Origin of the sequence: Streptomyces sp. NPDC049687, from assembly GCF_044465285.1 — a bacterium.
Taxonomy (GTDB): Bacteria; Actinomycetota; Actinomycetes; order Streptomycetales; family Streptomycetaceae; genus Streptomyces.
Map to the genome: position 1 here is coordinate 749,485 of NZ_JBITLN010000002.1, position 23,592 is coordinate 773,076.

18 protein-coding genes are annotated in these 23,592 nt (G+C 72.3%); 12 read left to right on the forward strand and 6 right to left on the reverse strand.

Going from position 1 to position 23,592, the window contains the following annotated elements:
• Nucleotides 1-139: 139 nt before the first annotated feature.
• The 4 genes from ACIBVL_RS08485 (at nt 140) to ACIBVL_RS08500 (ending at nt 5,014) form a co-directional block, all read left to right on the forward strand.
• Nucleotides 140-1,852, forward strand: coding sequence for a SulP family inorganic anion transporter (locus ACIBVL_RS08485; RefSeq protein ID WP_399093913.1), 1,713 nt, complete (start codon nt 140-142; stop codon nt 1,850-1,852).
• Nucleotides 1,853-2,016: 164 nt separating this feature from the next.
• The gene (locus ACIBVL_RS08490) at nt 2,017-2,481 is read left to right on the forward strand and encodes a cyclic nucleotide-binding domain-containing protein (protein ID WP_399093916.1); all 465 of its coding nucleotides are present in this window, start codon (nt 2,017-2,019) and stop codon (nt 2,479-2,481) included.
• A gap of 130 nt (nt 2,482-2,611) precedes the next feature.
• Entirely contained in the window at nt 2,612-3,313 is a 702-nt protein-coding gene (locus ACIBVL_RS08495) for a response regulator (protein ID WP_399093919.1), read from the forward strand.
• Nucleotides 3,314-3,484: 171 nt separating this feature from the next.
• The gene (locus tag ACIBVL_RS08500) at nt 3,485-5,014 is read left to right on the forward strand and encodes an APC family permease (protein WP_399093922.1); all 1,530 of its coding nucleotides are present in this window, start codon (nt 3,485-3,487) and stop codon (nt 5,012-5,014) included.
• A gap of 40 nt (nt 5,015-5,054) precedes the next feature.
• Here ACIBVL_RS08500 and ACIBVL_RS08505 read toward each other — a convergent pair whose 3' ends face one another.
• Together ACIBVL_RS08505 and ctaD are read right to left on the reverse strand one after the other, a co-directional pair.
• Nucleotides 5,055-5,402: a cytochrome C oxidase subunit I gene (locus tag ACIBVL_RS08505; RefSeq protein ID WP_399093925.1), complete on the reverse strand. Its 348-nt coding sequence runs from the start codon at nt 5,400-5,402 to the stop codon at nt 5,055-5,057.
• A 16-nt stretch (nt 5,403-5,418) separates the two neighbouring features.
• Nucleotides 5,419-7,113, reverse strand: a complete 1,695-nt coding sequence (gene ctaD / locus ACIBVL_RS08510) for a cytochrome c oxidase subunit I (protein ID WP_399093928.1) — start codon at nt 7,111-7,113, stop codon at nt 5,419-5,421.
• Between the two features lie 237 nt (nt 7,114-7,350).
• Here ctaD and ACIBVL_RS08515 point away from each other — a divergent pair, with 237 nt between their 5' ends.
• The 3 genes from ACIBVL_RS08515 (at nt 7,351) to rsgA (ending at nt 9,503) form a co-directional block, all read left to right on the forward strand.
• A complete protein-coding gene (locus tag ACIBVL_RS08515; protein ID WP_399093931.1) occupies nt 7,351-7,770 on the forward strand; it encodes a phage holin family protein in 420 nt (139 codons plus the stop codon).
• Entirely contained in the window at nt 7,767-8,135 is a 369-nt protein-coding gene (locus tag ACIBVL_RS08520) for a DUF3618 domain-containing protein (RefSeq protein ID WP_399093935.1), read from the forward strand. Before ACIBVL_RS08515 ends, ACIBVL_RS08520 begins: the two co-directional genes overlap by 4 nt.
• Nucleotides 8,136-8,387: 252 nt before the next feature.
• Nucleotides 8,388-9,503, forward strand: a complete 1,116-nt coding sequence (gene rsgA, locus ACIBVL_RS08525; protein ID WP_399093939.1) for a ribosome small subunit-dependent GTPase A — start codon at nt 8,388-8,390, stop codon at nt 9,501-9,503.
• A gap of 5 nt (nt 9,504-9,508) precedes the next feature.
• Here rsgA and ACIBVL_RS08530 read toward each other — a convergent pair whose 3' ends face one another.
• Nucleotides 9,509-10,147: a histidine phosphatase family protein gene (locus ACIBVL_RS08530; protein WP_399093941.1), complete on the reverse strand. Its 639-nt coding sequence runs from the start codon at nt 10,145-10,147 to the stop codon at nt 9,509-9,511.
• A 39-nt stretch (nt 10,148-10,186) separates the two neighbouring features.
• Nucleotides 10,187-10,939 (reverse strand): SDR family NAD(P)-dependent oxidoreductase, encoded by a 753-nt coding sequence (locus tag ACIBVL_RS08535; protein WP_399093945.1) that lies wholly within the window; start codon nt 10,937-10,939, stop codon nt 10,187-10,189.
• 252 nt (nt 10,940-11,191) lie between these two features.
• On the opposite strand from ACIBVL_RS08535, the gene ACIBVL_RS08540 reads away from it, so the two are divergent.
• From ACIBVL_RS08540 to ACIBVL_RS08560, 5 genes are read left to right on the forward strand one after another with little or no spacing between them, the layout of a single operon-like run.
• Nucleotides 11,192-12,430 carry an aspartate aminotransferase family protein gene (locus ACIBVL_RS08540; protein ID WP_399093948.1) on the forward strand — a complete coding sequence of 413 codons (1,239 nt, stop codon included), beginning with the start codon at nt 11,192-11,194 and terminating at the stop codon, nt 12,428-12,430.
• Nucleotides 12,427-13,905, forward strand: a complete 1,479-nt coding sequence (locus ACIBVL_RS08545) for a class I adenylate-forming enzyme family protein (RefSeq protein WP_399093951.1) — start codon at nt 12,427-12,429, stop codon at nt 13,903-13,905. The genes ACIBVL_RS08540 and ACIBVL_RS08545 overlap by 4 nt, the downstream gene beginning before the upstream one ends.
• Before the next feature lie 2 nt (nt 13,906-13,907).
• Nucleotides 13,908-14,957 (forward strand): ketoacyl-ACP synthase III family protein, encoded by a 1,050-nt coding sequence (locus ACIBVL_RS08550; RefSeq protein ID WP_399093954.1) that lies wholly within the window; start codon nt 13,908-13,910, stop codon nt 14,955-14,957.
• On the forward strand, nt 14,954-20,179 hold the full coding sequence (locus tag ACIBVL_RS08555; protein WP_399093957.1) for a beta-ketoacyl synthase N-terminal-like domain-containing protein: 5,226 nt from the start codon (nt 14,954-14,956) through the stop codon (nt 20,177-20,179). The genes ACIBVL_RS08550 and ACIBVL_RS08555 overlap by 4 nt, the downstream gene beginning before the upstream one ends.
• Nucleotides 20,166-20,903, forward strand: coding sequence for an alpha/beta fold hydrolase (locus ACIBVL_RS08560; RefSeq protein WP_399093960.1), 738 nt, complete (start codon nt 20,166-20,168; stop codon nt 20,901-20,903). Before ACIBVL_RS08555 ends, ACIBVL_RS08560 begins: the two co-directional genes overlap by 14 nt.
• Here ACIBVL_RS08560 and ACIBVL_RS08565 read toward each other — a convergent pair.
• Both ACIBVL_RS08565 and ACIBVL_RS08570 read right to left on the reverse strand, forming a co-directional pair.
• Nucleotides 20,870-21,838, reverse strand: a complete 969-nt coding sequence (locus ACIBVL_RS08565) for a Gfo/Idh/MocA family protein (RefSeq protein ID WP_399093963.1) — start codon at nt 21,836-21,838, stop codon at nt 20,870-20,872. The genes ACIBVL_RS08560 and ACIBVL_RS08565 overlap by 34 nt on opposite strands.
• Before the next feature lie 3 nt (nt 21,839-21,841).
• The gene (locus ACIBVL_RS08570) at nt 21,842-23,578 is read right to left on the reverse strand and encodes a B12-binding domain-containing radical SAM protein (RefSeq protein WP_399093966.1); all 1,737 of its coding nucleotides are present in this window, start codon (nt 23,576-23,578) and stop codon (nt 21,842-21,844) included.
• Between the last annotated feature and the right edge of the window lie 14 nt (nt 23,579-23,592).

Genomic DNA, 23,592 nt, shown 5'->3' on the forward strand with positions numbered 1-23,592 from the left:
GCCGAACGGCCCTGTCCCCGGGAGCCGTTGGGCTCGTGCCGGGCTCCGCGCCCACGGGGCCGTCGCCGAACCCCGGGATGCTTGTCGCGTCCGGTCGCGCACCGGTGGATCATGAGGGGCAGACGACGGAAGGCGGCAGATGTCCCAGGTCTCGGACAGACACGTCCCGGGGTGGCATCGCCTGGTGCCCGGCCTCATCACACTCCTCGGCTACCGGCGCTCGTGGCTCACGGGCGACCTGCTGGCCGGCGTGACGGTGGCCGCGTACCTGGTGCCGCAGGTCATGGCGTACGCGGGGGTGGCCGGGCTGCCGCCGGTGGCCGGCCTGTGGGCGATCCTTCCGGCGCTCGCGCTGTACGCCCTGTTCGGTTCCTCGCGTCTGCTGTCGGTCGGCCCCGAGTCCACCACCGCCCTGATGACGGCCACCGTGGTCGCGCCACTGGCGGCCGGGGACTCCGGGCGCTACGCCTCGCTGGCGGCGGCACTCGCGGTCACGGTCGGACTGCTCTGCCTGATCGCCCGGGCGGTGCGGCTGGGCTTCCTCGCGGATCTGCTGTCCCGCCCCGTGCTGATCGGCTATCTGGCGGGCGTGGCGCTCATCATGATGGTGGACCAGCTGCCCAAGCTCACCGGGGTGCCGACGACCGGATCGGAGTTCTTCCCCCAACTGTGGTCCTTCGTCAGCCATCTCGGGGACGCGCATCCGGCCACCGTGGTGTTCTCCGCCGTCGTCCTCGTGTTCCTCTTCACCGTGGCCCGTTACGTCCCCGCCGTGCCCGGCCCGCTGGTGGCGTTCGTCCTCGCCACCGCCGCCGTCCCGGTCTTCGACCTGGACGGGCGGTACGGGCTCAAGGTGATCGGCGAGGTTCCGTCCGGTCTGCCGACCGTGGCCCTCCCGGACCTCGGCGAACTGCCGCACCTCGTGCTGCCCGCGCTGGGCGTGCTCCTGGTCGCCTACACCGACTTCATCCTCACCGCGCGGGCGTTCGCCGACCCCGCGGACAAGGGGCCCGGGCTGGACGCCAACCAGGAGTTCCTCGCCCTGGGCGCGGCGAACCTGGGCGCCGGGGTGCTGCACGGCTTCCCGCTGAGCAGCAGCGCCAGCCGCACCGCGCTCGCGTCCTCGGCGGGCGCGCGCAGCCAGGCGTACTCCCTGGTTGCCGGGGCGGTGGTGCTCGCCGTGCTGCTCTTCCTCAGCCCGCTGCTGACGCGCACGCCCTCCGCCGTGCTCGGCGCGCTCGTCGTCTACGCCGCGGTCCGCATGATCGACCTCGCCGGCTTCCGCCGCCTCGCGGCCTTCCGCCGCCGGGAACTGCTCCTCGCGCTCGGCTGCCTCGCGGGGGTGCTCGCCCTGGACATCCTGTACGGGGTGATCGTGGCCGTCGGCCTGTCCGTGGCCGAGCTGCTGACCCGGGTGGCGCGTCCGCACGACGCCGTCGAGGGACTGGTCCCCGGGGTGGCCGGCATGCACGACGTCGACGACTACCCGCAGGCCCGGACGATTCCCGGTCTGCTCGTCTACCGCTACGACTCACCGCTGTTCTTCGCCAACGCGGAGGACTTCCGGCGTCGTGCCCTGGCAGCCGTCGACCAACAGACCGAGCCCGTCCGATGGTTCGTCCTCAACACCGAGGCGAACGTCGAGGTCGACATCACCGCCCTCGACGCGGTCGACGAACTCCGCCGCGAGCTGACGCACCGGGGCGTCGTGTTCGCCCTGGCCCGGGTGAAGCAGGACCTGATGGACGACCTGAAGGCGTACGGACTGACGGACTCGGTCGGCGAGGACCACGTCTTCCCGACCCTGCCGACGGCCGTGGCCGCGTACCGCGCGTGGCTCGCACGTCAGTAGCGGACACGCGCCGTGCCCTGCGACGCGGTCCGCGAGGGGCGGCCTCCTGCTCCGCCTTCGGTGCCGAACGGCCCGGCCCCATGGACCGCCTGGCCCATGACCCGCCCCCGTGGCCGGGCCCACGCTGGCCCTGGAAGTCCGTCACACGGCCGCGGAGGCACTCCATGAACGCTTCCCCCACCCCCAGCATGCTGCGCTCGCTGTCCGCCGAACACCGCCGGCGGCTCATGCGGGTGGCCCGCGAGGTGTCCATCCCCCAGGGCACACGTCTCTTCGAGGAAGGCGGACGCGCCGACCGCTTCTGGATCATCCGCACCGGCAGCATCGAGCTCGACATCCATGTGCCGGGGCGTCGGGCGGCCGTCATCGAGAACCTCGGCCACAACGAACTGGTCGGCTGGTCCTGGCTCTTCACCCCGCACGTCTGGCACCTGGGCGCCGAGGCGACCACACCGGTACGCGCCTACGAGTTCGACGCCACGGCCGTCCGGTCCATGTGCCAGGACGACCCGGCCTTCGGCAACGACCTCACCCGATGGGTCGGCGAGGTGCTCGCCCACCGCCTCCGCTCGTCCAGGACCCGCCTCCTGGACCTGTACGCCCCCTACGGCGCCGGCAGCGTCGCCTGACCCGGACTCGGACCCGGGCCCGTCGGGAGTGGGGCCGGTCGGCCCTGGTGCATTGGACCTGCGCGCGTGATGATCGGCATCATGGACAGCTCGCGGTCTGTCCTCTGCCGGGCGACGAGGGGTCATCACCATGCCAGAGCCACGCACCTTCAGCGAACAGAACCCGATCCGGGTGTTCCTGCTCGACGACCACGAGGTCGTCCGCCGCGGCCTGGCCGACCTGCTCGACTCCGAACCCGACATCCGCGTGGTCGGCGACGCCGGCACCGTCGACCACGCCCTCGCCCGGGGCCCCGCCCTGCGCCCCGACGTCGCCGTCCTCGACGTACGCCTGCCCGACGGCGACGGCATCTCCGTCTGCCGGGAACTACGCAGCCAGATGCCCGAACTGGCCTGCCTGATGCTCACCTCCTTCGACGACGAGGAGGCCCTCCTCAACGCGATCATGGCCGGCGCCTCCGGCTACGTCCTCAAACAGATCAAGGGCTCCGACCTCGTCTCCGCGGTCCGCACCGTGGCCTCCGGCCAGTCCATGCTCGACCCCGCCACCACGGCCCGCCTGATGCGCTCCCTGCGCGCCGAACCCGCCGACACCCCCGCCGTCCCCTCCGAACTGGCCGGCCTCTCACCCCGCGAACGGGAGATCCTCGCCCTCATCGGCGACGGCCTGACCAACCGCGAGATCGGCAAGCAGCTCTACCTCTCGGAGAAGACCGTCAAGAACCACATCTCCCGCCTCCTCGCCAAACTCGGCGTCCAACGCCGCGTCCAGGCCGCCGTCCTCGCCTCCCACCTCGAACAGCCGGAGACGGGCGACCACCGGACCAGGTGACACCGGCCACGCCCCCACCCGGACACGTCCAGCCGGCGTTTCGGGCGGGTTTCCGCTGCGTGCGAGCGGAGAAGCATTGGTCAAGAGTTGTACATGAACGCTTGTGGGGATTTGGGCGGCGGCCGATCATTGGCCGGATCGCACCCGCACCACGAGCACGCAGGAGCCCCGGTGGCCGCTGGCCAGATGACCCACGAGCCGGCCGACACGCCGCCGGCAGCCCAGGCGGAGCGGCAGAAGCTGCGCAAGCACTTCGGACGCTTCGACATCCTCTTCTTCCTCCTCTGCACCATCGTCGGAGTGGACACCATCGGCACGGTGGCCTCGTCCGGTGCCGAGGCGTTCACCTGGCTCATCGTTCTGGCCCTGGTGTTCTTCGTGCCCTCCGCCCTGCTGACCGCCGAACTGGGGGCCGCGTTCCCCGACGAGGGCGGCCCCTACATCTGGACCAGCCGGGCCTTCGGACGACTGGCGGGTGCCGTCAACAACTTCCTGTACTGGATCACCAATCCGGTGTGGCTCGGCGGCACGCTCTCCGTTTCGGCCGTCACGGCGTACACGACCTTCTTCCATGACGGGAAGGACCTGAGCACCCCGGCCTTCTACGTCTTCACCCTGGTCTTCATCTGGGTGGGCGTGCTCGCCGCCATCCTCTCCTTCGACGTCGGCAAGTGGATCCCCACGATCGGCGCCTGGAGCCGCTTCGCCCTGCTCGGCCTGTTCACCGTCACCGTGGTGGTCTACGGCGTCCGGCACGGCGTGCACGGATTCGGGATCGGCGACTTCTCCCCGACGTACGTGGGATTCGTCGGCCTGGTGCCCGTTCTGATGTTCAACTACGTCGGCTTCGAGCTGCCCAACACCGCCGGCGACGAGATGACCGACGCCCAGAAGGACGTGCCCTTCGCCATCTTCCGCAGCGCCGTCCTCGCCGTCCTGCTCTACGCGCTGCCGATCCTGGGCATCCTGCTCGTCCTGCCGGTCGAGGCCATCACCGGCCTCGGCGGGTTCATCGACGCGATCCGTCAGGTCTTCACCGTGTACGGCGGTCATGTCGCCGGCGACGGCACCGCCACGCTCAGCGGCGCCGGCAGCCTGCTCGGGGACCTCGCCGCGATCCTGTTCATCCTCACGGTGCTGTCCTCCGGCGTCACCTGGGTCATGGGGTCCGACCGCGCCCTCGCCGTCTCCGGCTACGACGGGGCCGCGCCCCGCTTCCTCGGCGTCATCTCCAGCCGGTTCGGCACCCCGGTACGGGTCAACGTCCTCAGCGGCCTGGTCTCCACCGTCGTCCTGGTCCTGGCCCACGAACTGACCGACGGCAGCGCCGCCAAGCTCTTCGGGGCCGTCCTCGGCCTCGCCGTGTCCACCACCCTCGTCAGCTACCTGGGCATCTTCCCGGCCCTCGCGGTACTGCGCCGCAAGGCCCCGGACGTCCCCCGCCCCTACAGGGCGCCCCTCCCCCGCACCATCAGTGTGGTCCTCACCGCGCTCGTCCTGTTCGCGAGCGTGCAGCTGGTCGCCCCCGGCCTCGGCGACCACTGGTTCGGCTCCGACTACGCGCCGGACGGCTGGAGTCACGGCGAGCGCTGGAAGTACCTGCTGACGGAGGCCGTCCCGCTCGCCGGGTTCATGCTCCTCGGCGTGCTCTTCTGGGCCCTGGGCCGGCCGACCCGCGTCGCGGCCGCCGCCGAGGACTGAGGCCGGTCCGGCACGAGGACGGGCAGCGGGGCTCTCGGTCTCACCGGGCCAAGGACACGGCCGCGACGAGGACGAGGCCCGCGCAGCTGGCCAGCACCCACCCCACACAGCGCAGACGCAGCGTTCGGTAACGCCGCTCGTACTCCCCGCGCAGGGAGCGGCAGCGAGCGGCGATCCGTTCGAGGTCCTGCCGGGCGCGCTGGAGGCTGTCGGCGACATAGCGCTGCTCGATCTCCGCGCGCTGGGAGGTGGTCAGCCAGTCCATCGGCCGGACGAACTCGGCCGCGCGCTCCTCCGCCACCGAGATCGTTGCCTGCCACAGCAGGTACCCCTCCACCTCGTTGCCGAGACCGGCGCCCGCCGTGGTCCGCCCCGGCATGTCGCTCATCCCTGTCTCCCGCCGGTCAACGCCCGACTCCGTACGCCTCGGCCTCCCGCATGGCGATCTCGGGGTGGTGCAGGTCGAACGCCGGGGATTCGCTGCGGATCCGCGGCAGGGCGACGAAGTTGTGGCGCGGCGGCGGGCAGGAGGTCGCCCACTCCAGGGAGCGGCCGTAGCCCCACGGGTCGTCGACACCGACCGGCTTGCCGTACCGGCCCGTCTTCCACACGTTGTAGAGGAACGGCAGCATCGACAGACCGAGGACGAACGAGCTGATCGTCGAGATCGTGTTCAGGACGGTGAAGCCGTCGGCCGCCAGGTAGTCGGCGTAACGGCGCGGCATGCCCTCGGCACCCAGCCAGTGCTGCACCAGGAAGGTGCCGTGGAAGCCGACGAAGAGCGTCCAGAAGGTGATCTTGCCGAGGCGCTCGTCGAGCATCCTGCCGGTGAACTTCGGCCACCAGAAGTGGAAGCCGGCGAACATCGCGAAGACGACCGTGCCGAAGACGACGTAGTGGAAGTGCGCCACGACGAAGTACGAGTCGGAGACGTGGAAGTCCATCGGCGGCGAGGCCAGGATGATCCCGGTCAGACCGCCGAAGAGGAACGTGACGAGGAAGCCCGTCGCCCAGAGCATCGGTGTCTCGAAGGACACCGAGCCCTTCCACATCGTTCCGATCCAGTTGAAGAACTTCACGCCCGTCGGGACGGCGATCAGGAACGTCATGAAGGAGAAGAACGGCAGCAGGACGGCTCCCGTGACGAACATGTGGTGCGCCCACACCGTCACGGAGAGACCCGCGATGGCGATCGTCGCCGCCACCAGGCCCATGTAACCGAAGATCGGCTTGCGGGAGAAGACCGGGATGATCTCGGTCACGATGCCGAAGAACGGCAGGGCGATGATGTACACCTCGGGGTGGCCGAAGAACCAGAAGAGGTGCTGCCACAGGATGGGTCCGCCGTTGGCCGGGTCGTAGATGTGGGCGCCGAACTTGCGGTCCGCCTCCAGGGCGAACAGCGCGGCCGCGAGCACCGGGAAGGCGAGCAGGACCAGGACGGCGGTCAGCAGCACGTTCCACACGAAGATCGGCATGCGGAACATGGTCATGCCCGGTGCGCGCATGCAGATGATCGTGGTGATGAAGTTGACCGCGCCGAGGATGGTGCCGAAGCCGGAGAAGGCCAGACCCATGATCCACAGGTCGGCGCCGATGCCCGGGGTACGGATGGCGTCCGACAGCGGTGTGTAGGCGAACCAGCCGAAGTCGGCCGCACCCTGCGGGGTGAGGAAGCCGCCGACGGCGATCGAGGAGCCGAACAGGTACAGCCAGTAGGCGAACATGTTCAGCCGGGGGAAGGCGACGTCGGGCGCGCCGATCTGCAGCGGCATGATCCAGTTCGTGAAGCCCGCGAACAGCGGGGTCGCGAACATCAGCAGCATGATCGTGCCGTGCATCGTGAACGCCTGGTTGTACTGCTCGGGCGAGACGAGCTGCAGGCCCGGCCGGGCCAGCTCGGCGCGGATCAGCAGCGCCATCACGCCACCGATCAGGAAGAACCCGAACGACGTGGTCAGGTACAGGGTGCCGATGGTCTTGTGGTCGGTGGTCGTCAGCCACTTCACCACGACGTTGCCGGGCTGCCTGCCCCTGACCGGCACCTCACTGTCGTAGGAGGCGGCGATCGGCTGCTCCGGGCCGTTGAGAATAGTCACAGGTCGTGTGTCTCCCGATGCGCGCGGTTCGCCCGCGCCGTGGCGTGGGTCACGGTCATCCTGGCGGCTGAGTGCCGGGAGGGAAGTCCACGGCGGTCGACACACCGCCGAACGGGGGATTGTCACCCCCGAGTGGAGCAACCGGGCCCGTCGTGCTCGCGCTGACGGTGGTCCCGCGCCGTGCGGGGTACTCGGCCACGCGTCCCGGATACGCCGACGAAGGGCAGGTGAGCGACCATGCCGGCCGACGGATCACACCCCACCGCGAGCACGGCGCAGGAGCCGGTGGGCGAACTGGTGCAGCGTGCGACACAGCAGCTGTCGCAGCTGGTGCGCGACGAGATGCGCCTGGCGCAGGCGGAGATGTCCGAGAAGGGGAAGCGGTTCGGCAAGGGCGGCGGACTGTTCGGCGGTGCCGGTCTGATGGGTGTCCTCACCCTGCAGGCCCTGGCGGCCACCGCGATCGCCGCGCTGTCGCTCGTGCTCGACGTGTGGGCGGCCGCTCTCATCGTCACGGGCGTGCTGGCCTGCGTCACCGCTGTCATGGCCGCTCTCGGCAAGCAGCAGATCGACAGGGCGTCACCGCCGAAGCCGGAGCGGACGGTGCGCAGCGTGAAGGCCGATGTGGCCGAGATCAAGGAGAAGGCACAGCGATGACCGAGGACAAACCGCACACGGGCGAGGAGGCGGCAGCCTCCCCGGAGGAACTGCGCAGGCGGGTCGAGGCGACCCGTGAGGAGCTCGGCGGGACCGTCGAGGCGCTCGCGGCGAAGACCGACGTGAAGACCCGTGCCCACGAGAGGACGGCCGACGTCAGGCAGCGGCTCGCCGAGCGGACCACACAGGTCCGTGAGAAGGCCGCACAGGTCGGAGAGCGTGCCCGGGACAAGGCTCCGGAGCCGGTGCGGGAGAGGGCGGGGCAGGGCGTGCGCATGGCGCGTTCGCACCGCGTGCCGCTCTTCGCGGTGGTCGGCGCCCTGATCGCGCTGCTGGCCGTCCGTCGGGTGAGGAGACGTCGATGAGGGCGTCGGGGATCGCCTGAAAGCCGATCGGCCCGGCCCTGGGCGCCCTCGGCGGTGCCCAGGCGGGCGGGATGTCCCCACAGGTCCGGAAGAGGCCGGGGCCCGAGGAGGGCGCCCCGGACGCCGCCGACGAGCGGCGCGGCCGGCCCGAGGTCCTGTCGGCGGCCGTCCTGCCGGGCAGGATCCCGCCGGGGTCGGCCCGGGGCTCAAGTCCCCTGCTCCCGGTCCGGCGTTGGCGGATACACTGGTGGCTTGACCACACCCTCTGCTCCGCATCCGCTCCTTCGCTACGGCTGGGACGGCGCGTTCGCGACCGCCTTCGCCCCCTACGAGGCCGAGGGTCTGCGGCCGGGGAGGGTGGTGCGGGTCGACCGCGGCAGCTGCGAGGTCGTCACCGTCACCGAGGCCGGTCCGGTGGCTGCCGTACGGGTGGGCACGGGGCCGGTGACCTCTCCTGATCCCGTACCCAACCCGTGCACCGGCGACTGGGTGGCGGTCGACCTGGAGCAGCGGGTCGCCCGGGCCGTGCTGCCGCGGCGTACCGCGTTCGTGCGGGCCGTCTCCTCGCAGCGGTCCGACGGACAGGTGCTGGCCGCCAACATGGACCAGGTGCTCATCGCCGTCTCCCTCGCCGACGAGCTGGACCTGGGGCGCGTCGAGCGTTTCCTCTCCCTGGCCTGGGAGAGCGGCGGGCAGCCGGTGGTGGTCCTCACCAAGGCGGATCTGGTCCCCGACCCGACCACCCTGTCCTATCTGGTCGAGGACACGGAGAGGGTGGCTCCGGGGGCGCGCGTGCTGCCGGTCAGCGCGGCCACGGGGCAGGGCATGGACGCCCTCGCGGCCCTCATCGGCGGCGAGGGCGGCACTACGGCCGCCCTTCTCGGGCAGTCCGGTGCCGGCAAGTCCACGCTCGCCAACGCGCTCACGGGAGCGGACGTCCAGCGGGTCGACGCCACCCGGGACAGTGACGGCAAGGGGCGGCACACGACCACGACCCGCGATCTTCTGCCGCTGCCGGGGGGCGGTGTCCTGATCGACACACCCGGGCTGCGGGGGGTGGGGCTGTGGGAGGCCGACGGCGGCCTCGCCCAGGCCTTCACCGATGTCGAGGCCCTGGCCCGGGACTGCCGCTTCCCCGACTGCGCGCACGTCACCGAGCCGGGGTGCGCGGTGCTCGCCGCGGCCGAGGAGGGGACCCTGTCCCTGCGGCGGCTGGAGAACTACCACAAGCTGCTCCGCGAGAACGAGCGGATCGCCGCCCGCAGCGACGCGCGGCTGAACGCGGAGCTGCTGCGGAACTGGAAGCAGAAGAAGGCGCTGGGCCGCCACATGATGGAACGCAAGCGTGGCCCCCGGGAGGGCGGCTGACGCGTTCAGTTCCCCCCGTCGAGGTGCTGGGCGTCGTCGAACCGCAGCAGGTCCCACCGGGTGCCGTCGTGGACGAACTCGTTGATCGACGTCGCCGCGGGTGTGGCGTCCGTGAACAGCACCGGGGGGACCACGTCCAGCAGCGCCGACATCACCGCGACGATGAGACCGGCATGGCACACCACGACGACGGTTCCGCCACGGTGACGGGACATCAGCTCGTTGACGGCACGGCCGGCCCGGCTCCGGAACCGGTTCCAGGTCTCCCCGCCCGGGGCGAAGGGCCGGTCGGGATGGGCGGTCATGTCGAACGCCCCGTGGACGCGCCGGTATTCGTCGATGGACAGGCCGTCGGCCGCCCCGAAGTCGAGTTCCCGCACCTCGGTCTCGACGACCGGCGCTGCCAGCCCCAGGCCCCTCGCCAGGCTCTCGGCCGTCTCCCGGGCTCTGCGGACCGGGCTGGTCAGCAGCGCGTGCGGCCGTAGCCGCTCGGCCTCGAGCCGTGCCGTGAGCCGCGCGGCCTGTTCCCGTCCCCGCTCCGTGAGACCGGGACAGCTGCGGGAGCCCGCGATCAGTTTCTTCACGCTGGCATGCGACTGCGCGTGCCGTACGAGGAGGACACGGGTGGCTGAGCCCTGTTTCATGCGAGTGGACGTTCCTTCGAATCGGCCTGCGAAGGCAGGTCAGTCGAGATCCCAGCCGCCGTCGACGGTCAGGCTCTGGCCCGTGATGAAACCGGCTTCCGGAGAGGCCAGAAACGCGACGGCCGCGGCCACGTCCTCGGGCCGCCCATGCCGTTTGACGCATTGGCGGGCGAATTCCCGCTGCCGCCAGACCGGGTAATCCGGATGAGATCTTTGCCCGGAACTCAGTTCGATCGACCCGGGTCTGACGGAATTCACCGTAATGCCGTGCGGGCCGAGTTCACGGGCCAGTGCGCGGACGAATGCCTCCAGACCGCCTTTGGCCGCGATGTAGGGGACGAGTTCCACGCGTCCGATCCGTGTGAGCACCGTGGAAACGGCCACGATCCGGCCGGTTCCGCGTGCCACCAAATGCGGTGTGGCGGCCCGTGCGCAGGCGATATGAGCGAGGAGATTGACGTCCACGGCCGAACGGATCTCGTCCCAGGCGGTTTTCTGCCATGGCGCATATGTGTATGCCCCGGCATTGCACACCAGGACGTCCAGCCTTTCCCGGCACAGTGCCATGACGCCCCCGAGGCGGTCCACGGTCTCCCGGTGCGTGAGGTCCCCGGCCACCGTGGCGACGACCTCCGCGCCGGCTTCCGACACCTGGTCGGCGATGCCGGCGAGCCCGGCGTCCCGGGTCAGATGGGTCAGCACCAGGTCATGGGTGGCGGCGAGCCGTACGGCGATGGCGGCGCCGAGACCCGATCCCGCCCCCGTGACCACGGCGACGCCCCGAGACGACATCACATTCCCCCTCCGCGAGCGGCCTGATCACCTTTCCGATAGTGCCACCCAAGACAGGCCGATCACCCCCCGTGATCCGGCCATTCCGGCACCGTCCGCTGTTGGCCACGAAAGCTCTGCGGCATTCTGTGATGCCGGAAGGGCCGACGAAGCTGGAGGTTTTCAGTGGGTGCCATGGACGCCGAACGTCGGACGAATACTGATTACCTGAATAGCATCAAAGAGGTCGTCGCCGGGGGTGTCAGCAGCAGCATGCGCGCCGCGGCGGTCCCCGTCCCGCTCGTTGTCCGGAGCGCCGAAGGCTGTTCGATCCGGGATGTCGAAGACAGTGAGCTCGTGGACTTCAACATGGGCTACGGGCCCCATCTCTTCGGTTATTCCGACCCCGACTTGGCCGAAGCCGTCGCCGACCAGTTCACCAAGGGCCACATGACCGGCCTGCCGCACGAATGGGACGCGGCGGCCGGATCCCTCGTGGCCGAACTCGTGCCGGGCGTGGAACAGATCAGGTTCGCCAATTCCGGCACCGAGGCGGTCGCCTCCGTGCTGCGGCTGGCCCGTGCCACCACGGGACGCTCCCTGGTGGTCACCTTCGAGGGGCACTACCACGGCTGGAGCGAGACCGTCCTGCGCGCGGGCAAGACCACGCTCCAGGTCCGGGGCGCCCGGCCGACGGACGTCGTCCCGGGGGCGCCGGGCATGATCCCCGAGGCGCTCGCCCACACCGCGCAACTGCCGTGGAACGACGCCGAGGCCGTCACGGAGCTCTTCGCCCGGGACGGCGACCGGATAGCGGCCGTCATCCTGGAGCCGGTCCTGGCCAACGCCGGTGTGATCCCCCCGGCGCCCGGCTTCCTCGAGCTGCTGCGCGACCTGACCTCGCGCAGCGGCGCGGTGCTCGTGTTCGACGAGGTGATCACCGGTTTCCGGGTCGCCCGGGGCGGGGCGCAGGAACGGTATGGCGTCGAGCCCGACCTCACGGTCCTGTCCAAGGTGATGGGCGGCGGGTTCCCCGTCGCCGCCTTCGGCGGACGCAGGACCGCGATGCGGATGCTCGCCACGAACGAGGCGCACCACGCCGGCGTCTACGCCGGCAATCACGCGGCCCTGCGCGCGGTCGTCACCATGCTGACCAAGATCCGCGCCCGGCCCGGCCTCTACGACGAACTCGAGGCCGTCGGGGCCGGTGCGGAGGACGCCCTGCGCGAGGTCTTCGCCGCGGAGAAGCGTCCGGTGCACATCAGCCGGGTCGGCACCCTGATGTGCGTGGCCCTGCTGAGGAAACCCCTGGAGCGGCGCGACACGCTGCGCGACCTCGCCGAGGCCGTCGACTTCCCCCGGCACCGCCGGTTCCAGACCCTGGCCCAGCGGGAGGGCGTCTACTTCCATCCCAACGCGCTGGAACCGTGGTTCCTGAGCACCGCGCACACCGGGGACGTCCTGGACAAGGCGGCAGGGGCGTTGCACCGCGCGCTGACCGGGCTCGGATGACCGCCGCGCGTGCGGAGCTGCTCTCCCTGCTGCGGGACCGGGCGGCCCGGCTCGGGGACACTCCGCTGATCAGCGACGGCTCCGGGAGCGTCGGCGCGGCGCAGCTGGTCGAACGGGTCGCCGCCAAGGCCCGCGCGCTGCGGAAGGCGGGCGTCGGGCCGGGTGTCCTGGTGGGGACCGTGGGCGGGCCCGCGGCGGAGTTCGTCTCCGACGTGTTCGCGGTCATCTCCACCGGGGCGGTCGCCGTACCGCTCTCGCGCCGGCTGACCCCGTGGGAAATGCGGCGCCTCGGGGAGCGCTGCCGGCTCGACTTCCTCTGGGCCCCGCAGGACTCGCCGCTGGCCTTCCCGTTCACGGCCGCGGACAGCGGTGCGCGCAGGCTGAGCGGTGCCGGGAAGGCCGGCCGGGAGGGGCCGCGGCGCCACGCCTTCGACGAGGCGGCGACGGCACAGATCACCTCGGGCACCACCGGGCACCCCCGGGTCGCCCTGCGCTCCGCCGCCGCCCTGCTGGCAGAGGCGGAGAACTACCGTACGGCCCTGCAACTGGGGCCGGAGAGCCGGCTGCTGTGTCCCGTGCCGCTGCAGCACGCGTACGGCTTCGGACTGTGCGCCCTCGCCGCGCCCCTCGCGGGTGCCCACGTCCGTTGCCTGACACCGGACAGGCCGCGACTGCTGCTGCGCGAGCTGGCCGACGACGCGGTGACGCTCTTCGTCGGGGTGCCCCCCATGCTGCGGCTGCTCGCCAAGTCCGCCCGCTCCCGCCCGCGGGACGGGCGTGCGGTCGGGTTCCTCTCCGCCGGCATGGCGCTGGACCCGCACACCGCCGAACTGGTCGCCGACCGCCTCGGCGGGCAGGTCGGCCAGGTGTACGGGACCACGGAGACCGGGCCGATCTGCGTGAGCAGGCCGGCCCCGTGGGACCCGGGCCTCGCCGGGCCCGGCCCGCTCCTGCCCGGTGTGGAGGTCGGGCTGTCCCCGGTCCCGGAGACCGGCGAAGGCCACGGCGGCTCCACCGGGCTCGTGACCGTCACCTCGCCGTCGACGATGCTCGGTTACGCCGAGGGAGACGGCGTCGACGCGACCGCGCTGCGGGACGGGTTCACCACGGGCGACCTGGCCCGCTGGGAGGGGCGGCGACTCGTCCTCGTCGGGCGCCTGTCCACCAGCATCAACGTCGCGGGCGCCAAGGTCAGCCCGGAGGAGATCGAGGCCGTCCTGCTCGCCTTCCCGGAGGTCGCCTCCTGTCTGGTCTCCGGTGCGGACGACCCGGTCCTCGGGCAGCGGATCGTCGCGACGGTGACCCCGGACACGGTCGACCTGGAGAAGCTGGGCCGCTTCTGCCGGGAGCGCCTGTCGCCCTCCTGGGTCCCCCATGCCTTCGCCGCCGTGGCGCAACTGCCCACCACCGAGACCGGGAAGGTCATCCGACCGAGGACGGACGGCCCGGACCGTCCGGCCAGTAAGGACATGTGAACGTGCGAACCGAGAACATCTTCCTGGCAGGGACCGGCGCGTACATTCCGCCCAGGGTGAGCGTGGCGGATGCGGTCCGGCGGGGCGCGTACGACCGGGAACGGATGGATTCCTGCGGGTGGCGGAACATCGCCGTGGCCGACGGGATCTCCGCGCCGGACATGGCGGTGGCGGCCGTACGGCAGGCGGTGGATCGTTCGGGACTCGGTCCGGACGACATCGACCTCCTCGTCCACTCCTGCGCCTACCACCAGGGCCCCGACGGCTGGTCGGCTCCTCACTACATCCTGCGCTCCACCCTGGGCTCCCCCATCCCGGCGCTGACGGTGGAGCAGGGGTGCAACGCGTTCCTCGCCGCCCTGGAGACGGCCACCCAGTACCTGCTGTGCGCGCCGTCGCGCAACGGGGCCGTGGTGAGCGGCGCCGACAACTTCGGCGCCCCCTCGGTCGACCGGTGGTACGCCCACCGTGACGCGGTGCTGGCCGACGCGGCCACGGCGGTAGTGCTGTCGAAACAGTCCGGCTGGGCCGCCCTGCGCTCCGTCGAGTCGGTGTCGCTCCCCCAGTTCGAGATCCTCAACCGCGGGCACGACCCGATCTTCCCGCCGGCGGTCACCACCGGACGCAGGCTCGACATGAACGAGCACCTGGAGGCGATGGTCGAGGAACTCGGCCCCAAGGCGTCCGAGATCGTGCAGGAGTACGGCGCGAGCGGCACGAAACTGGTCGAGCAGGTGACGGCCGAGGCGGGGATCACCGTGGCGGACGTGTCGAAGGTCCTGCATCTCGGGGCGGGCACCGCGGACTTCCTGGACAGCCATCTGCGGCCGATGGGCCTGGACTCCTCACTGGGCGGCGTCGACTTCTTCCGCGACGTGGGTCATGCGGGCGCCACCGACGTCGGACTGCAGCTCAACCACCTCGTGGAAGAGGGCGAGTTGAGCATCGACGACCATCTGCTCATGCTGAGCGCCGGACCCGGACTCATGATCACCGCTGCGGTGCTCACCGTGCTGGAGACCCCGGCCCGCGGCGAGGGGGGCCACGCGTGACGGGCCCTCAGGCCGTACCGGGCGCCGGGCCGCAGGAGCCGGTCGCCGTCGTCGGGCTGAGCTGCCGGTATCCCGGCGACGCCGACTCCCCCGACGCCTTCTGGGATCTCCTCGTCCAGGGCCGGGACGGCATCGGCGACGGAGCGGAGCGCTGGGCGCCGTACGCGGACACGGCTCCCGAGCACGCGGCCGTCGTACGGAACACCACGACCCGGGGCGGCTTCCTCGCCGACATCGCCGGTTTCGACGCGGAGTTCTTCGGCATCTCGCCGCGCGAGGCCGAGCTGATGGACCCGCAGCAGCGGCTGCTGCTGGAACTGGCCTGGGAGGCCCTGGAACACGCGGGGATCCCGCCGCTCGGCCTGGGCGGCGGCGACTGCGGGGTCTTCGTCGGTGTCGGTTCGGACGACTACGGGCGCCGGCTGCTGGAGGACCTGGCCGGGATCGAGGCCTGGACCGGCATCGGCGCGGCGATGTGCGCCACCGCGAACCGCGTCTCCCACAGTCTCGACCTGCGCGGGCCGAGCCTGGCCGTGGACACCGCGTGCTCCGCCTCCCTGGTCGGAGTCCATCTGGCCCGCCGGAGTCTGCTCTCCGGAGAGTGCGACCTGGCACTGGCCGCCGGGGTGAACCTCATGGTGGCGCCCGGTCTCTCGGTCACCCTGGACCGGGCGGGCGCCACCTCACCGGACGGCCACAGCAAGCCCTTCGACGCCTCGGCGGACGGCTACGGCCGGGGCGAGGGGGCGGGCGTACTCGTCCTGAAGCGGCTGTCGGACGCCGAGCGGGCCGGGGACCGCGTGCTGGCCGTGATCCGGGGCAGCGGGGTGAGCCAGGACGGGCGTACCGCCGGCATCATGGCGCCCAACGGCGACGCGCAGGCCGACCTGTTGCGCCGGACGTACGCGCGGTGCGGCATCGCCCCGGACACCGTCGACTACGTGGAGGCCCACGGCACCGGGACCGTCGCGGGCGACCCGCTGGAGGCGGGGGCGCTCGCCGCCGTCTTCGGCGCGGGCCGGCCCGCGGACAGCCCCTGCCTGATCGGCTCGGTCAAGGGCAACATCGGGCATCTGGAAGCCGGTTCGGGGATCGCCGGGATGATCAAGACGATCCTCGCCCTCGTGCACGAGGAGATCCCGCCCAGCGTGGGCTTCTCCACGCCCAACCCGCGCATCCCCTGGGAGGAGTCCCGGCTGCTGGTGACGCGGAAGCGTACCCCGTGGCGCCGTGGGGAGCGTCCGCGCCGTGCGGGTGTCTCCAGCTTCGGATACGGCGGCACCATCGCCCACGTCGTCCTGGAGGAGGCTCCCCAGCGGCCCGGGCCCTCCGCCACCGCGCCGGAGGAGCCGGGCCTGCCCCGGCTGTTCCCGCTCTCCGGCCGGTCCGAGGCGGCCCTCCGGGAGGACGCGGCCCGCCTCGCCGACTGGCTGAGCGGGCCGGGCGCGGGCGTCCCGCTCGCCTCCCTCGCCCAGGACCTCGTGGCCCGGCGCAGCCATCTGGACCGCCGTGTCGCCGTCGTCGCCGCCGCCCACGGGGAACTGGAGAACAGGTTGCGCCGGTTCGCCGCGGGCGACTCGGTCCCCGGCGTCACCGAGGGCACGGTGGCGGGCGAGGGCGGGGACGGCGTGGTGTGGGTCTTCTCCGGGACCGGCGCCCAGTGGCCGGGCATGGGCCGTGAACTGCTCGCCGAGAACCCCGTGTTCGCCGAGGTGATCGACCGGATCGGGCCGGTGTTCGCCGAGGAGACCGGCACGACGGCCCGGCAGCTGATCGAGGACGGGGACGTCGGCCGGGTCGACGTCGCCCAGATGATGATCTACGCCGTCCAGCTGGGCCTCGTCGCCGTCTGGCGGTCGCTCGGTTTCGCGCCCTCGGCCGTCATCGGCCACTCGATGGGCGAGATCGCGGCCGCCGCGACGGCGGGAGTGCTGTCGCCCGAGGACGGCGCCCGGCTGGTGTGCCGGCGCAGCCTGCTGCTGCGACGGGTGGCCGGCGCGGGCGGCATGCTGATGATCGGTCTGCCCGCCGAGGAGACCGCCGCCAGGCTGGGCGGCACCGACGGCGTGGTGCCGGCGGTCCTCGCCTCGCCCACGTCGACGGTGGTGGCCGGGGCGAGGGAGGAGATCGACGCCCTCGCCGGGACGCTGGCGGCGGACCCGGCCGTGCTGGTGCGACGGGTCGACAGCGATGTGGCCTTCCACAGCCCGCAGATGGAACCGCTGATGAAGGAGCTGGCGGAGGCCGCCTCCGACCTCGCCGTCCACGCCCCGCGCATCCCCGTCTACGGCACCGCGCTGGACGACCCTCGCGATCCCGCTCCCCGCGACGGCGCCTACTGGGCGGCCAATCTGCGCAGCCCGGTGCGGCTGTGCGGGGCGGTTGCCGCGGCGGCCGAGGACGGCTTCCGGACCTTCCTGGAGGTGTCGGCCCATCCGGTGGTCCGGCACTCCGTCCAGGAGACCCTGGAGGCGGCCGGGGCCGAGCGGCACTGTGTCGCCGGGTCCCTGCGCCGGGACACCGGGGAGCGGGAGCAGCTGCTGGCCAACGCGGGACTGCTGTACTGCAACGGAGCGGCCGTCGACCGGCCTTCGGCGCCGGCCACGCAACCGCTGTCGCTCCCGCCCCGGAGCTGGCGGCGTCAGCGGTACTGGCGGGAGCTGACGGTCCGCGGGGCCGACCGCGGCCGCCACGAGGTGACGAGCCGCACGCTGCTGGGGCCGCGCAGCACCCTGGCGGGAACCACGCCCCTGGACGTCTGGCGCACCCGTGTCGACCTGGAGTCGCGGCCGTACCCGGGCAGCCACACCATCCACGGGGTGGAGATCCTCCCGGCGGCCGTCGTCCTCCAGACGTTCCTGGACGCGGCGGGGCGCGACGGCGGGCCGTACGGCCTGTCCGAGGTGTCGTTCGACCTGCCGCTGCCCCTGACCGAGGCCCGCGACGTCGACGTGACCGCGCAGGACGGCGTCGTACGACTGCTGTCGCGGACCGCCGACCCGGGCGGGGACGGGCAGCCGTGGCTGACGCACGCGGTGGTCTCCGTGTCCGACGACCCCTCGCCGCCGCCCCTGCCGCCCGCCGCCACCGGGAGCGGGACGGTGCTCGCCCCGGACCGGATCGTCGCCGACCTGGCCTCGGTCGGGGTGCCGACCATGGCCTTCCCCTGGCGGGTGGACCGTCTGGAGCGCCTCGGGGAGGGGCTGCGCGCGGAGGTCGTCGCCGACGAGCCGGCCTCCGCCCCGAGAACCTGGGCTCCGCTGTTCGACGCCGCGCTGTCCATGGCGGCCGTCGCCTTCCCCGGACCCGCCGCCCTGCGGGTGGTGGCCGGTGCCGGCCGGGTGTGGACCACCGGCGAGCCGCCGCCCCGCGCCCGCGTCGAGGCGTACGCCGACGGACCGGTCACCGGCGCCCGGGGCAGGGTGGACGTGCGGATCGCGGCGGAGGACGGCCGGACCGTGGCCGTGCTGGCCGGGGTGCGGTACGCGGGCGCGGAGGTCGAGACGCGCCCCGGCACCCCCGAGGACCTGCTGCACCGGATGGACTGGAAGCCCCTCCCCCTCGACGGCTCCGGCCTCCCCCGGTCGCTCGTGCTGATCGGCGCCGAGAGCGAACTGGCGGCGCAACTCCGCGCCACGGCAGACCACTTGGGCATCTCCTGTCTGCCGGCGGAGGATCCGGACGGCCTCGACGCTCTGCGCGAGCGGCTGTCCGGGTCCGTGGACGTGATCGTGCTGCCGCTGACGGAACGTCCGGGCCGGGAGGCGGGAGATCGCGCGGTGCGGGAGGCGTGGCTGCTCGCCTCGGCGGCGCGGCGGCTCGGCGCCTGGCCGCCCGGTGCGGCAAGACTCTGGTCGCTGACCTCCGGTGTCCGGGAGGCGAACCGGCTGGAGGCCGTGGCCCAGGCCGCCCGGTGGGGTCTCGGGCGGGTCGTCGGGGGCGAACACCCCGAACTGTGGGGCGGCACGCTCGATCTCGGTCGGCGGCCCACGCGGGACGACCTCGTCACCGTGCTGCGGGTGCTCGCCCGCAACCCGGGCGAGGACGTGGTCGCGGTGCGGGAGGGCCGGGCCTCGGTGAACCGGCTGGTGCGCGCCGGCGCGGGCGCCGGCCACGCTCCGCCGCGCTGCCGGCCGGACGGCACCTATCTCGTCACGGGCGGTCTGGGCGCTCTGGGCGGTGAGATCGCCCGGTGGCTGGTGGAGCGGGGGGCGCGTCGCCTCGTCCTGGCCGGACGCGGCGGTCTGCCACCGCGGTCGGAGTGGGACACGGTCACCGACGGCGTCCAGGCGCGCCGCGTCGAGACGGTCCGCAGGCTCGAAGCCCTCGGCGCGACGGTCCGGGTGCTGTCCCTCGACCTGGCCGACGCCGAGGCGGCGGCCGCCGCCCTGACCCCGGACGCCCTGGGAATGCCCCCGATCCGCGGCGTCGTGCACGCGGCCGGTGTGCTGCGGGACCAGCTCGTCGACCGGCTCGGCCTCGAGGCCCTTTCGGCGGTGATGCGGCCGAAGGCCGGGGGTGCCCTGACCCTGCATCGGCTCTTCCCGCCGGGATCCCTGGACTTCCTGGTCCACTTCTCGTCGTGCGGGCAGTTCCTGGGCCTCACCGGCCAGGCCGCCTACGCGTCCGCCAACGCCTTCCTCGACGCCATGGCGGCGTACGACCGCACCCTCGGCGCGGCCGGCAGCATGAGTCTGGCGTGGACCTCCTGGCGGGGCATGGGCATGGCGGACAACGCGGCGGTGGACGCCGAGCTGCGGGCCCACGGGGTCGGGGACATCACGGTGCCCGAGGCCTTCGGCGCCTGGGAACAGGCCGGTCGGACCGGCAGCCCCTCCCTCGCCGTGCTGCGGACCGTGCCGCTCGCGTCCGGCGCGCGCCGGTCGGGTCTGCTGCGCGACCTCGCCGACGACGACCCGGCGGCGCCGGTGCGGGAGGAGACGGCCGGGATCCCGGATCTCGGGGCACTGTCCGAGGACGCGCTCCGGGAGCTGCTGCACGAGCAGACGGTCTCCGTCGTCGTCAGCGAGATGAGGCTGGACCGGGCGGAGCTCGACCCGGACCGTTCGCTGCTGAAGTCGGGCCTGGACTCGGTGATGGCCATCGTCATCCGGCGCCGGCTGGAGCGGCTGCTGGGGCGCAGGCTCCCGGCCAATCTGGTCTGGCACCAGCAGACGGTCTCGGCCATCGTCGACTACCTCGTGACCAGTGCGCGCTCCTGAGCCGGCGCTGACGTTGACCTGCCGGATCAGCGGTGATCCGGCGGGAAGACCGACGGTGCTGCTGCACGCGCTGGGCAACACCGGACGGACCTGGGACCGGCTGGTCCGCGAACTGGGGCCGCACGGACGCCGGTTGTTCGTGCCGGACCTGCGCGGACACGGGCGCAGCCCCAGGGCGGGGGCGTACACCTTCGAGCTGATGGTCCGGGACGTGCTGTCCCTGCTGGACCGTCACCGTCTGGGCACGGTCGACCTGGTGGGACATTCCATGGGCGGTCATGTCGCCTGGCTCGTCGCCCAGCGGCATCCGTCCCGGGTGGGCCGCCTGGTGATCGAGGACACGCCTCCACCCCCACGGGACGCGGCGGCGGAGGCGGAGCTGCGGGCCCGGTCACGGCCGGCCGGCGACCGGGCGCCGGTCCTCTCCCTGTACCGGGAGTTCCGCGAGCTGCTGCGGACGGGCGAGCTGGACGGCGCCGCGGTACGCCCGGTCATCGACGGCCTCAGACAGGCGGATCCCGGGTGGTGGCGGCGGCTCGGCGAAGTCACCGCCGAGACGCTGGTGATCAGCGGGGGCCTGTCCAGCCCGGTCCCCCGCTCCCTGCTGGCCGAGGTCGCCGACGCGGTGCCCCGGGGGCGGCTGCTGGCCATCGACGCGGGCCACTACGTGCATCGCACGGAACCCGAGCGCTACTGCGCCGAGGTGGCCCGCTTTCTGGCCTGACGCGCATGTTCGTAGGCCGTCTCGACCACGAGCTGGACCGCCAGGGCGTCCTGGGCGCCCACCTTTGCGTACGGGGTGGTGGCGCCGCCCGTCACGAGGTCGAAGCAGGCCGAGATCGCGGCGAGTTCCGGTCTGTCCCCGCCCCTCTCGACCGTGCCGTCCGCCCGCCGCAGCTCGCCCCGGCGCAGGTCCAGGACGTGGCCGCCGTCGGTGGTGGTGACGGTGACCGCTGTCTCCATGCGGCGCGCGGCCCGGTCGATGCTCAGTGTCGCCGGCAGGCCCTGGAAGGACAGGTCCAGCCGGACCCGCTCCTCGACGTCCGGCGCGTCCACCTCGCACGCCTCGACCCGAGCCGGGCCGAAGACCGTCTGGAGCAGGTCGATGGCGTGCGGCCCCAGGTCCAGCAGCGCGCCGCCGCCGGCCCGCCGTGCGTCGCCGTACCAGGGGGTGCGGGCCCGCCAGACCCGGTTGCCGGGGGTGGCGAAGGAGAAGTCGACGCGCCGCGCCCCGGACCGCGCCGCGTCGGCGAACGCCTCCAGCAGCGGATGGAAGCGGAAGGGCATGTTCACCCCGAGCAGTTTCTCGGCCGCCGGATGGGCGGCCATCCGGCGGGCCTCCCCCACCGTGGCGGCGAGGGGCTTCTCGCACAGCACCGCGACACCGGCGTCCAGCGCCGCCAGGACCGGCTCCGCGTGGGCGTCGTTGGGCGTGCAGACGCTGATCAGGTCCGGGCGCGTCTCCTCGATGAGCCGGTCCACGGAGGTCCCCGTCCACACCCCCTGGCGGCCCGCCGTGAGCTCCCGGGCGCGCTCGACGTCGGTGTCCACCACCCCCACCAGTTCCATGGCGTCCCGCTGGTCGGCGCAGGGCAGGTGGTAGCGCTCGAACACCCTCCCGCAGCCCACGGCCGCGAACCGGATCCTCTCGTGGGTCATCGCTCAGCCCCTCACCTGTGCCAGGGTGTGCTCGCCGCACGCCCTCGCCGTCTCCACGACGAAGTCCGGGAAGGTGTGACCGAGGTGCTCACGGTCGTACGCGGCGATCATCGCCCGCAGTTCGGTCTCCAGCCGGTCGGCGAGCCCGGGCGGGTTCTCGTCGGCGAGCAGCAGCCCCGCGTTGAGGAAGGCGACGAGCAGTCCGGCGAGTCCCTGGTCCCAGCGGCGCAGCCGGCCCAGCAGGGGACGCAGTGACTCGGCGCCGGTGCCGCGCCGGGCGCGGACGGCGTCCGCGATGCTCTGGGCCAGGAACGGGACCTCGTTCTCCTTGCGGTCGTTGATCTCCGAGGAGACCCTGCTCCAGGCCGTCCACAGGTGTTCCACGCGCTCGTCCTCGACGCGGTAGTCGCGGCGGGCGTGCCGGAGCACCTCCCAGGCGGCGCCCTCCACTCCGGGGATGTCGGGCTCCTCGTAGCGGGTGGCCTTGTCGTAGATCTCGGTGCCGCGCAGTGCGATGGCCCGGTTGATCAGGAAGAACGGGTTCTCGCTCTCGTGCACCCGGGCGGCCACGACGAACTTCAGGTTCTCCCAGAGCTCGTCGAGCGTCGTGCCCGGTTCGATCATGATCCAGCCGGGTTCGAGTTCGATGCCCTCCTGCTTGAACAGGCGGGCGGCGTCGAAGTTGTACTCCACGGTGGTGCCCTTGCGGAACCGCTTCATCATGCCGGGCGAGCCGGTCTCCATGCCGAGGAGCGCCAGGTCCATGCCGGCCCGGCGCAGGGTCCGCAGCGCCTCCCGGTCGATGAGGCCAGTGTCGACGCGGAACTCGCAGTGGAAGGAGATCTTCAGGCCACGGCGCAGGACTTCCTCGGCGAAGCCGACGGCGTGGCTGTAGCCGTCCTGGAAGGCGCCGCCGAAGTTGTCGTCGTTGAACCACAGGAAGCGGGTGCCGAACTCCCGCTGGAGGAACTCGATCTCGTCGACCGCGTCCTCCACCGGCCGTACCCGCCAGGGGCCGTCCACCACTCCGGGCTGCCGCGGCGCGTAGCAGAAGGTGCACTTGGCGTGGCAGCCGCGACTGGTGTACGTCGACGCGCGGGGCGTGGGGATGCCGTTCTTGCGGTGGTGCACGAGCAGGTCGCGGGCGGGCCACGGTTCGTCCGCGAGGTCGGGGAGCCTGGGCGGGCCGCTGCTGCGGACACGGCCGTCCTGCCAGAACCACAGCCCCGGCACGCTCCGCCAGTCCCGGCCGGCGGCCAGACACTCCATCAGACCCTCGACGGTCAGCTCACCCTCACCGAAGGCCACACAGTCCGCCTCCGGGATCCGCTCGGCGATCAGCTTCGCGTTGTACGTGCAGAACGCCCCGCCGATCGCCACGAACACCGACGGATCCGCCTCACGCACACACCGCAGCAACCGCACCGCGTCGATGATGTGCAGGTCGTACATGATGCTGATCCCGACGAACGCCGGCCGCTCACGCCGGATCAGATCCGTGATCGCCTCATCGCTCGGATTACGCCCGTGCAGGTTCAGCGCCCGCACCGAATACCCGCACGACCTCAAGTGACCCGCGATGCACGCCACACCCAGATTCTCCCGGACCCGCTTGTAGAACAGCCGCATCGCCGGGTCCAGGGACAGGTACTCCTCGTCGTTGATCAGGACGTTCTGGTTGTTCAGGCTCGCGGCTCCGGTGGGGATCTCCCGGGGGGTCAGCAGGACCACATCCGCCATGGCCGGTCTCCTCT